The organism is Streptomyces sp. x-19, assembly GCF_046549115.1.
GTDB classification, from domain to species: Bacteria; Actinomycetota; Actinomycetes; order Streptomycetales; family Streptomycetaceae; genus Streptomyces; species Streptomyces albulus_C.
On the sequence record NZ_JAJPWK010000027.1, the window covers coordinates 43531 to 54969 of the forward strand.

13 protein-coding genes are annotated in these 11439 nt (G+C 75.5%); 11 read left to right on the forward strand and 2 right to left on the reverse strand.

The features are described 5' to 3' along the window. Positions 1 to 168: 168 nt before the first annotated feature. The 6 genes from ACLJT4_RS35855 (at position 169) to ACLJT4_RS35880 (ending at position 7183) form a co-directional block, all read left to right on the forward strand. On the forward strand, positions 169 to 837 hold the full coding sequence (locus ACLJT4_RS35855) for a class II aldolase/adducin family protein (protein ID WP_411128947.1): 669 nt from the start codon (positions 169 to 171) through the stop codon (positions 835 to 837). Positions 838 to 958: 121 nt separating this feature from the next. Then, a complete protein-coding gene (locus tag ACLJT4_RS35860) occupies positions 959 to 2086 on the forward strand; it encodes an alpha/beta hydrolase (RefSeq protein ID WP_411128949.1) in 1128 nt (375 codons plus the stop codon). A 174-nt stretch (positions 2087 to 2260) separates the two neighbouring features. Then, on the forward strand, positions 2261 to 3712 hold the full coding sequence (locus tag ACLJT4_RS35865; RefSeq protein WP_411128951.1) for a hypothetical protein: 1452 nt from the start codon (positions 2261 to 2263) through the stop codon (positions 3710 to 3712). A 404-nt stretch (positions 3713 to 4116) separates the two neighbouring features. Next, the gene (locus tag ACLJT4_RS35870) at positions 4117 to 5715 is read left to right on the forward strand and encodes an ABC-F family ATP-binding cassette domain-containing protein (protein WP_411128953.1); all 1599 of its coding nucleotides are present in this window, start codon (positions 4117 to 4119) and stop codon (positions 5713 to 5715) included. 351 nt (positions 5716 to 6066) lie between these two features. After that, on the forward strand, positions 6067 to 6288 hold the full coding sequence (locus ACLJT4_RS35875) for a helix-turn-helix domain-containing protein (RefSeq protein WP_016573902.1): 222 nt from the start codon (positions 6067 to 6069) through the stop codon (positions 6286 to 6288). Between the two features lie 115 nt (positions 6289 to 6403). After that, positions 6404 to 7183 carry an enoyl-CoA hydratase/isomerase family protein gene (locus ACLJT4_RS35880; protein ID WP_411128955.1) on the forward strand — a complete coding sequence of 260 codons (780 nt, stop codon included), beginning with the start codon at positions 6404 to 6406 and terminating at the stop codon, positions 7181 to 7183. 21 nt (positions 7184 to 7204) lie between these two features. Here ACLJT4_RS35880 and ACLJT4_RS35885 read toward each other — a convergent pair whose 3' ends face one another. Beyond that, positions 7205 to 7957: a hypothetical protein gene (locus tag ACLJT4_RS35885; RefSeq protein WP_411128957.1), complete on the reverse strand. Its 753-nt coding sequence runs from the start codon at positions 7955 to 7957 to the stop codon at positions 7205 to 7207. A gap of 272 nt (positions 7958 to 8229) precedes the next feature. On the opposite strand from ACLJT4_RS35885, the gene ACLJT4_RS35890 reads away from it, so the two are divergent. From ACLJT4_RS35890 to amaP, 5 genes are read left to right on the forward strand one after another with little or no spacing between them, the layout of a single operon-like run. Further along, positions 8230 to 8700, forward strand: a complete 471-nt coding sequence (locus ACLJT4_RS35890) for an Asp23/Gls24 family envelope stress response protein (RefSeq protein WP_411128959.1) — start codon at positions 8230 to 8232, stop codon at positions 8698 to 8700. A gap of 36 nt (positions 8701 to 8736) precedes the next feature. Next, a complete protein-coding gene (locus ACLJT4_RS35895) occupies positions 8737 to 8934 on the forward strand; it encodes a hypothetical protein (RefSeq protein ID WP_016573898.1) in 198 nt (65 codons plus the stop codon). 6 nt (positions 8935 to 8940) lie between these two features. Next, a complete protein-coding gene (locus ACLJT4_RS35900) occupies positions 8941 to 9327 on the forward strand; it encodes a hypothetical protein (protein ID WP_411128961.1) in 387 nt (128 codons plus the stop codon). Next, entirely contained in the window at positions 9324 to 10001 is a 678-nt protein-coding gene (locus tag ACLJT4_RS35905; protein ID WP_411128963.1) for a DUF6286 domain-containing protein, read from the forward strand. The genes ACLJT4_RS35900 and ACLJT4_RS35905 overlap by 4 nt, the downstream gene beginning before the upstream one ends. Before the next feature lie 7 nt (positions 10002 to 10008). Continuing rightward, a complete protein-coding gene (gene amaP, locus ACLJT4_RS35910) occupies positions 10009 to 10614 on the forward strand; it encodes an alkaline shock response membrane anchor protein AmaP (protein ID WP_411128965.1) in 606 nt (201 codons plus the stop codon). A gap of 69 nt (positions 10615 to 10683) precedes the next feature. Here the strand turns inward: amaP and ACLJT4_RS35915 are convergent, their stop codons facing one another. Next, complete coding sequence (locus ACLJT4_RS35915; protein WP_038518667.1) at positions 10684 to 11439, reverse strand: SDR family oxidoreductase; 756 nt, start codon at positions 11437 to 11439, stop codon at positions 10684 to 10686.

The following is an 11439-nucleotide window of genomic DNA, read 5'->3' on the forward strand; positions in this document are numbered from 1 at the left end:
GCTAAGTGGTCTATCCCCGGCCAATCGCCACCAGATGGTCAGGTACCCCCATATGGCGGATACCGGACAGTTGACGGGATGGCGTACAGTGCCCCGGCCCGCTCGTACGGTGTCCCACAGCGCCCTCGTGCGTTCCGCACGTCCCGCAGCGTCGCACCGGAGGACAGCATGAAGGACCACCCCGATCACCTCGCCGACGCCTGGAGCGAGCTGGTCGCCACCGCCCGCCGCACCGCCGCCGACGGCCTCGTCGTCGGCACGTCGGGCAACGTCTCGGTCCGCGTCAAGGACCTGATTCTCGTCACGCCCAGCGGCGTCCCCTACGACCGGCTCGGCCCGTCCCACCTGACCGGCGTCGACCTCGACGGCCGCCCGATCATCGGCAGGCTCCGCCCCACCAGCGAACTTCCGCTCCACCTCACCGTCTACCGCCACACCGACGCCACCGCCGTCGTGCACACCCACGCCCCGAACGCCACCGCGGTCTCCACCCTCGTCACCGAACTCCCGCCCATCCACTACATGGCCGCCGCGCTCGGCGGCCCCGTCCGCGTCGCCCCCTACGCCCTCTACGGCAGCGACGAACTCGCCGCCCACATGCTCGACGCGCTCCGCGACCGCACCGCCGCGCTCCTCCAGAACCACGGCACCATCGCCTACGGCACCGGCCTCGCCCAGGCCCTGGACCGCACCACCCAGCTGGAGTGGATGTGCCGGGTCTGGCTCACCGCCACCACCGTGCCGGGCCACACCCCGCACCTGCTGTCGCCCGCCCAGCTCGACGCCGCGGGCGAGCGGTTGCGCGGCTACGGCCAGCCCGCCGACGACCCCGCGTAGCACCCGAACGCCCCCGTGCCGCGGTGCCCGGCGGCCCCCGGTCACCGCACAACACCGCTGGTCCGGCCGCCGCTCCCGGCGCCCGGTGGCCGGGTCCGGCGGCGCTGCGCACACTGGAGGAATGCGACTGGGGACCGTGGCGGCGGTGACCGCCACCCTCGCGATCGGTGCCACGGCGGCCGCCGTGGCGGCCGGGCGGTACGCCGGGAACGTTGCCCTGAAACCGTCGCCCGACCACCCCTTCCCGGGCGACTCCCGGCTCACCGTCCACTCCGCCGCCGACGGCCACATCGTCCTCACCCGGAGCCTGGCCTCCCTGCGGCCCGGCACCTACGGGCTCACCGGCGCCGGCTGCCACGCGGTGGTCGGCCCCGTCGTCCACGGCACCCCGCACCCCGCCGACGCCGTCGTGCGCCGGCTGGAGCGGGTCACCCACGGCACCCTGCGGCCCGGCGCCCGGATGCGACTGACCCCGCAGGTGCACCTGGGGAACCCGTACGACACCCTCGGCCTCTCCTGTGCCGACGTCGACGTCCCCGGCGAACTGGGCGCGCTGCCGGCCTGGTTCGTGCCCGGCGCCCGCGACACCTGGGTCATCACCGTCCACGGCCTCGGCACCACCCGCGAGCACCCCATGGTGGTCCTGCCGTTCCTGCACCGCCACCACTTCCCGGTGCTCGACCTCGCCTACCGCAACGACCCCGGCGCCCCGCGCACCGCCGACGGCGTCCACCACCTCGGCGACAGCGAATGGCGCGACCTGGACGCCGCCATCCGCTACGCCGTCCGCTACGGCGCCCGCGCGGTCGTCCTCTACGGCTGGTCCACCGGCGCCACCATGGCGCTGCGCGCCGCCCTCAACTCCGGGCTGGGCCACCGCGTCTCGGGCCTCATCCTGGACTCCCCGGTCCTCGACCGGCACGCCACCGTCCGCGCCCTCGCCACCGCCCGCCACGTCCCGCGCTTCCTGCTGCCGCTGGCCGTCCGCGCCGCCGAGGGGCACACCGGACTCCCCGTCGACCGCCCCGCGGACGCCGTCGACCCCGACGAACTCGACGCGCCGGTCCTCGTCTTCCACGGTCCGGAGGACACCCTCGCCCCCTGGGACGCCTCCCGCCGCTTCGCCGCCCGCCGTCCGGAGCTGATCACCCTTCAGCCCGTTCCGCACGCCCCGCACGCCGCGATGTGGAACGCCGACCCGGACCGCTACGAGGAGACCCTGCGCCGCTTCCTCACCCCTCTCATGTGACCGGACCGACCGACCGCCGCCCCGGGCCCCGGGGCGGCGGTCGGTCGGTCGCCGGAGGTGTACGGGGAGACAACTCCCCCCGTCCGGCGCGGGACGGCCCGGTGGCGCGGGCCCGGAGGCCCACGAACCGGGTTCCGATTGGGCTTTCGGGCCGTCAGCGGCAAGACTGCTCCTGTGACGTCCCGTACACCGCGCGACTCCCGGCTCCGACTCGTCCCCCGACAACCGATGGCGGCCGCCCGCCGGGCGGTGAGCACCCGGGCCACCCGCCCGGCGCCCAGGCCCCCCGAGGGCACCCCGCCGCCCGCGGAACTGGCCCGCCAGGCCCGCGCCGCACTGGCCGGCGCGGCCCGGCTCGCGCGCTGGGCCGACCGCACCGGCAGCCTGCGCGCCGATCCCGACGGATCGCTCCCGGACGCCGCCGTCGCGGACGCCGCCGACGCGCTGGGCCTGACGCCCCGCCACGTCCGCGCCGACTGGGACCGGGCCCGGCTCGCCGGCCTGGTCGAGCTCCACGACGGCCTCGCCCGCCCTGGGTGGCGGCTGCGCGCCTGGGACCGCGACGACGTCGCCGCGCTGCGCGGCTGGGTCGCGCTCTTCGACGCCTGGTCACTGGCCGTGCCGCCCCCGGCCGCGGCCGGCCCCGCCGCCGTCGCCGAGGTCGTCGAAGCCGTCCCGCAGCTGCTGTCCCTGCTGCACCTGTCCGCCGGGCCGGTGCGCCTGCCGGTGCTGCTCGACATGCTCGACCAGCGGGTCGCCGAACTGCGCACCGAACGCTGCGAGGTGCCCTACGGGGCGGACCCGGCAGCGGACGACGCCGACGCCGGGGGAACGGTGAGCGACGCCGCGGGGGCGTCGCTCACCGACCTCCTGCGCTGGGCACTGGACGCCCTGCTCGCGGTCGGCGCGCTGATGCCGCCGGACGGCGCTCCCGAACCCGCCGAACAGGGCGCCGACGAGGGCCGCCACTACGGCCAGGAGGCGCAGCTGACGCCGCTCGGCAACTGGTCGGTGTGGGTCAAGCTGGAGCAGATCTGCGTCGCCGCGCAGAGTCCGGCCGGCCACATCGAGCAGTCCGCGGAGGCGATGCTGCGCGGCTGCGCCCGGCTGACCCCGGGCCCGGCCCGCGCCGAGTACCGCGCCTGGCTCGCCGCCCGCTCCGTGGGCGGCGCCGTCGAGGAGCTCCTGACCGTCGCCCGCGGCGAGGACGCGCTGCTGCGCGGGCTGGCCTTCGAGGCGCTGCGTGCGGTCGGCGCCCCCGCCGAACCCGCCGTGCGCGCCGTCGCCGACGAGCCGGTCCTGCGGCCCTACGCCCTGCTGTGGCTCTTCGAGCACGACGGCGGCGACCCGGAGACCGCGACCGACGTCCTCACCCGCGAGGAGTCGACCTGGCTGTGGGTGGACACCGCGGCGGCCGTCGCCGACCACGGCGAGACCCAACTGCTGGTCCGCCACCTGGACTCGGCCGTCCAGGGCTCGGTGCCGCGGCTGCTGGCGGAGGTCCGCGCGATCGGCCACCCGCGCACCGTCCAGGTGCTCGTGGCGCTCGCCGCCGCCCACCCCGACCCGGCGCTCGCCAAGGCCGTCCGCCGGGCGGCCTTCCAGGTGCACACCGGCGGCGCGTAACCGCCCGGGCGCCCCGGCCGGGCCGGGCGGACCACGCCCCGCCCGGCCGGTGGCTGCCCCAGCTCCGGACGGAGCGCGTCACCGCCCCGTTCCCGCGGCGGAGTTGGGCGTGCGGCGCCGCGCCGCCGGGGCCGTCGCGCCGCGCGACGACGGCGAGTCCGAACGCCCCGGTCGGCCACCGGAGGGCACCCCCGCGGCGTCCCGCGGCGGCGACCGGCGGGCCGCCGCCCGCACCCCTGTGTCCTGGCTCACAGTCACGCAGCGAGCTCCGGCAGCGCCGGAAACGACTTGCGCCGGCCCGTTAGACTGCCTCCATGGCAGTTCTCCTTTGGGTTCATTAGACGGCGTAGACCGCTCTCGGACCGTCCGTCCAACCCGCCGTCTTCCTGCCCTGGAGTTTTCCCGTGATCACCGCTTCCGGCCTTGAGCTGCGCGCCGGCGCCCGCATCCTCATCGAGTCCGCCTCCTTCCGCATCGCCAAGGGCGACCGCATCGGCCTGGTCGGCCGCAACGGAGCCGGCAAGACCACCCTCACCAAGGTCCTGGCCGGCCAGGGCATCCCGGCCAGCGGCACAGTCACCCGCTCCGGCGAGGTCGGCTACCTCCCGCAGGACCCGCGCACCGGCGACCTCGACGTGCTGGCCCGCGACCGCATCCTCTCCGCCCGCGGCCTGGACACCGTCCTGCGCAAGATGCGGGAGAACGAGGACCGGATGGCGAACGGCAAGGGCGCCACCCGCGACAAGGCCATGAAGAAGTACGAGCGGCTGGAGACCGAGTTCCTCACCAAGGGCGGGTACGCCGCCGAGGCCGAGGCCGCGACCATCGCCGCCAGCCTGGGCCTGCCCGACCGGATCCTCGGACAGCCCCTGCACACCCTCTCCGGCGGTCAGCGGCGCCGCGTCGAGCTGGCCCGGATCCTCTTCTCGGACTCCGACATCCTGCTCCTCGACGAGCCCACCAACCACCTCGACGCCGACTCCATCGCGTGGCTGCGCGACTACCTCAAGACCTACCGCGGCGGCTTCATCGTCATCTCGCACGACGCCGACCTCGTCGAGACCGTCGTGAACAAGGTGTTCTACCTCGACGCCAACCGCGCGCAGATCGACGTCTACAACATGAGCTGGAAGCTCTACCAGCAGCAGCGCGAGGCCGACGAGAAGCGCCGCAAGCGCGAGCGCGCCAACGCCGAGAAGAAGGCCGCGGCGCTCAACTCCCAGGCCGACAAGATGCGGGCCAAGGCCACCAAGACCGTCGCCGCCCAGAACATGGCCAAGCGCGCCGACAAGCTGCTCGCCGGCCTGGAGGCGGTGCGCGCCTCCGACAAGGTCGCCAAGCTGCGCTTCCCGGACCCGGCGCCGTGCGGCAAGACCCCGCTGACCGCCGAGGGCCTGTCCAAGTCGTACGGCTCCCTGGAGATCTTCACCGACGTCGACCTGGCCATCGACAAGGGCTCCCGGGTCGTCATCCTGGGCCTCAACGGCGCAGGCAAGACCACCCTGCTGCGGATGCTGGCGGGCGTGGAGACGCCCGACACCGGTGAGGTCCGCCCCGGCCACGGCCTCAAGCTCGGCTATTACGCCCAGGAGCACGAGACCCTGGACCCGGACCGCACGGTCCTGGAGAACATGCGCTCCGCCGCGCCCGACATGGACCTCGTCGAGGTCCGCAAGGTGCTCGGCTCCTTCCTGTTCTCCGGCGACGACGTCGACAAGCCGGCCGGCGTCCTCTCCGGCGGTGAGAAGACCCGGCTCGCCCTGGCGACCCTGGTCGTCTCCTCCGCCAACGTCCTCCTCCTCGACGAGCCCACCAACAACCTCGACCTGGCCAGCCGCGAGGAGATCCTCGGCGCGCTGCGCACCTTCAGCGGCGCGGTCGTCCTGGTGACGCACGACGAGGGCGCGGTGGACGCGCTGGCGCCGGAGCGGATCATCCTGCTGCCCGACGGTGTCGAGGACCTGTGGGGCCAGGGCTACGCGGACCTGGTCGCCCTGGCCTGATCACCGCCGTACCGGTGCCGCCGGATGGATCACGCCTGCTGGATCATTCGGCCCATGGGTGATCCATCATCTGAGTGAGAACGGCTCGTACACCGGCGAGCCTGCGGCGACCGGCCGGGCCCTCGCGGCCCGGCCGGTCGCCTTTTCCGGGACACACCACCTGACCTGGCACTTTTCGAATGTCGGGGCGTGCGCGGGGGCCGCGGGGCGCACGGAAGAGGCAATTCCGACCACGCCGGGCGCGCGCGGGACGGCAAAGGATGTCCCACAGACCTGGCGGAATGGGTGGCCAGGAAGCCGGGGAGGGGTGATCATGAGAGTCCAGAGCGCACTTCCCACGAGGAGGCACGGGTGGCCGAGACTCTGAAGAAGGGCAGCCGGGTGACCGGCGCCGCGCGCGAGAAGCTCGCGGCAGACCTGAAGAAGAAGTACGACTCCGGAGCGAGCATCCGGGCGCTGGCCGAGGAAACCGGCCGCTCCTATGGATTCGTGCACCGGATGCTCAGCGAATCCGGTGTGGTCCTGCGAGGCCGCGGCGGAGCCACGAGGGGCAAGAAGGCCGCCTCGGTCTGACGGCCGCGGCTCCGAGTGCAGGCGGTCGCCCCCCGGCCGTCCCATGGTTCGGCCGGGAGGTTACCGTTCAGTCACTTACGCACGCAGGTGCGGTGGCTGATTCGGAGGCGCCCTCATGACTCTGCTCGACAAGCACGGTGTGCGGCTCACCGTGGACGACGCGATCGCCACGGTGACCCTCGCCAACGCGGCCAAGCGCAATGCCCAGAGCCCCGCGATGTGGCGGGCGCTGGCCGAGGCGGGCACGCTGCTGCCGGGAAACGTACGGATCGTGGTGCTGCGCGGTGAGGGCAGGTCCTTCTCCGCGGGGCTCGACCGGCAGGCGTTCACGCCCGAAGGGTTCGACGGCGAGCCGTCGTTCCTCGATCTGGCGCGCGGTGCGGACGAGGCGCTGGACGCGACGATCGCCGAGTACCAGGAGGCGTTCACCTGGTGGCGGCGGACCGACCTGGTGTCCATCGCCGCCGTCCAGGGGCACGCCATCGGTGCGGGCTTCCAGCTGGCCCTCGCCTGTGACCTGCGGGTCGCCGCAGAGGACGCGCAGTTCGCCATGCGCGAGACCAGCCTGGGCCTGGTCCCGGACCTGACCGGCACCCACCCGCTGGTCGGTCTGGTCGGTTACGCCCGGGCCCTGGAGATCTGCGCCACCGGGCGCTTCGTGCACGCCGACGAGGCCGCGCGGATCGGCCTCGCCAACCTCGTCGTGCCCGGTGACGAACTCGACGCCGCGGTGGCCGATCTGGCCGCGGCGCTGACCGCCGCGCCGCGGGACGCCGTCATCGAGACCAAGGCCCTGCTGGCCGGCGCCGCGGGGCGCACCTACGAGGAGCAGCGTCGCGCCGAGCGGGCCGCCCAGGCGCGGCGGCTGCGCGACCTGGCCGGCATCGGCGACTGACCACCCGTCCGGCACCGGACGTCAGGCGGCGGCCACCTCCGTGACCAGCACCGCGGCGGTGGCCGGGGCCGGCGGCGGGCCGGTGACCGCCCGGCGGACGGCGCGGGCCACGTCCAACGCCCGGTGGCCGGCGGCGGTCGCCACCTGGACCAGTACGTGGTCGCCGCTGTCGCCGCTGTCGCCGCTGTCGCCGCCGTCGCTGCGGGACACCCCGGCGGAGTGACTGCCGAGCGCCGGGGCGAGCCCGGCCACCCCGGGGACGGCGCGCACCCGGGCGGCGAGGTCGTCCGGGTCCTTCGCGCCGCCCGGTCCCGGGGCGGCGCCGCGGTCCTCCTCCGTCGTGGCGGTCCCCGACGCCTGCGCGGTCGGTGCGACGGCCTCGTCCAACAGCGCGTCGACGTGGAGGTCCACGGCGCTCACCCGGAGGCCGAGGCCGGCCTCCGCGGTGGCCAGCAGGGCCGTCCGGAGTTGCTCGGCGAGGGTCGGCAGAGGAAGGCCGGGAGGTGCGGCGACGTGCGCCGCGATGCGCAGGGGGCCCGGCGGCAGGGCGCCGGGCGGCGCCGGCACGGTCGGCGGCGGGGCCTCGTCGGGGGCGGCGAGGGCGAGGCGCAGGGCGTCCAGGCGGGCGCCGGGCGGGATGCCGGGGGCCCGTAGGAGCGCCGCGCGGGCCGCGCGTTCGGTGATCCACGCCCCGTCCTTCGGGTCGCCGAGCGGCAGCACCCGGCCGATGCCCAGCTGTTCCCGCACGGCACGTGCCCACGCGTTCGCGGCCATGACGTCACCCCTTTCCCGGGCCCCCTCCCAGCCTGCCGCAGCGCGCCCGCCGTGGCCGGCTGCGGCACTCCGCTGCCGCGTCCCCGGAGCGCACCCCCTCGTCCGCCCCTAGTGTGGAGAGCGGAACGATTGGCATGAAAACAGGCGAAAAAAGGGCATGTTGCTAGAGGGCTGCTCACCAGGTGCGGCACGGTGCCGGGTCCGCGAGGGCGGACCGCCGGTACCGCGTGATGCGGCAGGTCGGTGCGGCGGCGCAGAAGGGACGCACGGCGATGACCGAGAGCCAGCAGGGCGCGGACACCACGAAGCCCCCGGTCAAACGGGGCGGCGGCGACCCCGCCACCCGCGGCCGGACCACCATCGCCGACGGCGTCGTGGAGAAGATCGCCGGGCTCGCCGCCCGCGATGTGCTGGGCGTCCACACGATGGGCAGCGGTTTCGCCCGCACGCTGGGCGCGGTGCGCGACCGGGTGCCCGGCGGCGGACGGTCGGCGACCGCGACGCGCGGGGTGAAGGCCGAGGTCGGTGAGGTGCAGACCGCGCTGGACCTGGAGATCGTCGTCGACTACGGGGTCGCCATCGCGGAGGTCGCACGGGCCGTCCGGGAGAACGTGATCTCCGCCGTGGAGCGGATGACCGGCCTGGAGGTCGTCGAGGTCAACATCGCGGTCAGCGACGTGAAGCTGCCCGACGAGGAGGACGAGGGCATCGGGGCCGAGGGAGCGGAGCCGCGGCTCCAGTGACCCGGCCCGGCCGGAGCGGTAGCGAAGGAGCGCACGATGAGCATGGCCGTGATCGGCCTCGTGGCCGGTATGGCGCTGGGCTTCGCCGGGTACTTCGGCGGGTTCGGGGCGTTCGTCCTGGTGGCGGCGCTGGGCGCCGTCGGGTTCGTGGCCGGCAGGTTCCTGGAGGGCGACCTGGAGGCCGGGGAGTTCTTCCGCACCCGGACCGGCGACCGCGACGACCGGCGGCGGTGAGTCCGGATGGCGACGGTGTCCGCATCGGCCGCTGCCGCCGACGTCCCGGCCGGTGAGCGCGGCGCGACCAGGGTCGCCGACCGGGTGGTCGCCAAGATCGCCGCACGGGCGGCTCGGGAGGCGCTGCACGCGGCGTCCCCCGGCGACCCCACGGACGCCCACGCGACGGTGACGGTGACCCGTCGCGAGGCCCACCCGCCGTTCGGGGAGGCCCGGCTGCAGGTCGCCGTGGAACTGCCCTACCCCGCCCCCATCGGCCCGCGGTGCCAAGTGGTGCGCCGTCAGGTGGCGGAGCGGGTGCGGACGTTGGCGGGCATGACGGTCACCGAGGTGGCGGTGCAGGTCGAGCGGTTGGTCTCGCCGTTGTCGCCCGGTCGGGAGCGCCTGCGGTGAGCGCGCCGGGCGACGGACGGGGAGCGCAGGCCCCGGACGGGGCGGCGCCGCGGACCGGTGCGCGTCCGGACACTGCGGGCGGTGCGCCGACCGCGGCACCGGACGCCGTGGATCCCGCACCGCGCGCCGGTGGGTCCGCCGGGCGGTTCTGGGCGGCCCGCAGGGTGCCGGCGGCACTGGTCGCGCTGGTGCTGCTGGCCGTCGCGGGCCTGGCGCTGTACGACGTGGCCGCGGTGCGGGCCGGCCGCACCGCGATGGCCTGGCGCCGGTGGCTGGCGCACGAACTGGCCGTCCGGCCCCTCGACGACCCCTGGGTCCTGGGCGCCGCGGCGGCGGCCGTGGCGCTCGGGATCTGGCTGCTGGTCCTGGCCGCCACCCCGGGGCTGCGCGCGGTGCTGCCGATGCGGCGCACCGCCCCCGGTGTCCGGGCCGGGCTGGACCGGCCGGCCGCCGCGCTGGTGCTGCGCGACCGGGCCATGGAGGTCTCCGGTGTGCAGGCGGTGCGGGTGACCGTGGGCCGACGCCGGGCCCGGGCCCGGGCCGTGGCGCACTTCCGGCCGCTGGACGAGGTCCGCGGCGACCTCGTCACCGTCCTGGAGGACGGCCTGCGGCAACTGGGCCTGACGCGTGCCCTGCGACTGGGCGTCGACGTCCGGCGTCCCAAGGGGAGGTGAGCGGGCGATGCGCACCGTCCGCGCGACCGTCAACCGGGTGCTGCTCGGGCTGGTCGGCCTGCTGCTGCTCGGCACCGGCGGGCTGGTCCTGCTGGGCGGCCTGGACCTGCCCGCCCGGTGGCACCTCGCCCTGCCCGCCGGCTGGCCCTGGGCCAGTCCGGACGACGTTCCGCTCCCCGCGCGGCAACGCACCCGGTTCACCGACCGCGGCTGGTGGTGGCCGGTGGTCATCGGCGGGCTGGCGGTGCTGGTCCTGTTGCTGCTGTGGTGGCTGCTCGCCCAGGTGCGGCGGCGCCGGCTCGGCGCGGTGCTGGTCGACAGCGGCGACGGGGAGGGGGCGTTGGTGAACGGGCGGGCGTTGGAGGCCGTGCTCGTGGCGGAGACGGTGGCGGTGGACGGCGTCGACCGGGCGGCGGTCGCCCTCACCGGCCGCCGCACCGAGCCCCAGGTGCGCGCCTTGGTGGTGCTCGCCCCGCACGCCGACCCCGGGACCGTGGTACTCCGACTGGCCGACGGGGCGGTGGCCCACGCCCGCACCTCGGCGGGCCTGGACCGGCTGCCGACGGAGATCCGACTACGGGCGGTGCGCCACCGGGCGGAACGGGTCAGCTAGGTGGGCGGGTGCGGAGCGGAGGTTCCGTTCCGCTCGGGGCCCGGTCCCCGACGCCCGTGTGACGCGTGTTCAGAAGCCCCGTCGGGCCCCGCCGTCCACGGGGATCATCACGCCGGTCAGGTAGGAGGCGGCGGGGGACAGGAGGAAGGCGGCGGTGCGGCCGAACTCGTCGGGGTCGCCGTAGCGGCGCAGTGGGATGGTGGCGCAGTTGCGGTCCCGGGAGCCTTCGGGGTCGCCGGAGAGCGCGTCGAGCTGGGTCATCCGGTCGGTGGCGATCCGGCCGGGGAGGACGCCGACGACGCGGATGCCGCGCGGGCCCACCTCGTCCGCGAGGGACTTGGCGAAGCCGGCGAGGCCCGGGCGGAGGCCGTTGGAGATGGTCAGCCCGGCGATCGGCTCGTACACGGAACCGGAGAGCACGAAGCCGATGGCGCCGCCCTCGCCCAGTTCGGCGGCGGCGGTGCGGGCGAACCGCACCGCCCCCAGGAACACCGTCTCGAAGGCGGTCTCCCACTGGTCGTCGGTGTTGTCGGCTGCGGTGCCCGGCGCCGGGCCGCCCACGCTGATGAGGACGCCGTCGAAGCCGCCGAAGCGCTCCCGGGCGGCCGCCACCAGGCGGGCCGGGGCCGTCGGGTCGGCGTTGTCGGCGGCGAGGCCCAGGGCCCGTTCGCCCAGGGTGGCGGCCGCCTCGGCCGCGGCCTCCTCGGTGCGTCCGGTGATCACCACATTGGCGCCGTCGGCGACCAGGGCGCGGGCGGTGGCGAGGCCCAGGCCGCGGGTGGCGCCGGTGACGAGGTATGTCCGGTCGGTGAGTCCAAGATCCAT

What these genes read in the sequence shown, in the direction of transcription:
- ACLJT4_RS35900 (WP_411128961.1), top strand. Translation starts at nt 8,941, where the DNA reads ATGGCGACGGTGTCCGCATCGGCCGCTGCCGCCGACGTCCCGGCCGGT.
- ACLJT4_RS35855 (WP_411128947.1), top strand. Translation starts at nt 169, where the DNA reads ATGAAGGACCACCCCGATCACCTCGCCGACGCCTGGAGCGAGCTGGTC.
- ACLJT4_RS35885 (WP_411128957.1), bottom strand. Translation starts at nt 7,957, where the DNA reads ATGGCCGCGAACGCGTGGGCACGTGCCGTGCGGGAACAGCTGGGCATC.
- ACLJT4_RS35880 (WP_411128955.1), top strand. Translation starts at nt 6,404, where the DNA reads ATGACTCTGCTCGACAAGCACGGTGTGCGGCTCACCGTGGACGACGCG.
- ACLJT4_RS35890 (WP_411128959.1), top strand. Translation starts at nt 8,230, where the DNA reads ATGACCGAGAGCCAGCAGGGCGCGGACACCACGAAGCCCCCGGTCAAA.
- ACLJT4_RS35915 (WP_038518667.1), bottom strand. Translation starts at nt 11,439, where the DNA reads ATGGATCTTGGACTCACCGACCGGACATACCTCGTCACCGGCGCCACC.
- amaP (WP_411128965.1), top strand. Translation starts at nt 10,009, where the DNA reads ATGCGCACCGTCCGCGCGACCGTCAACCGGGTGCTGCTCGGGCTGGTC.
- ACLJT4_RS35860 (WP_411128949.1), top strand. Translation starts at nt 959, where the DNA reads ATGCGACTGGGGACCGTGGCGGCGGTGACCGCCACCCTCGCGATCGGT.
- ACLJT4_RS35895 (WP_016573898.1), top strand. Translation starts at nt 8,737, where the DNA reads ATGAGCATGGCCGTGATCGGCCTCGTGGCCGGTATGGCGCTGGGCTTC.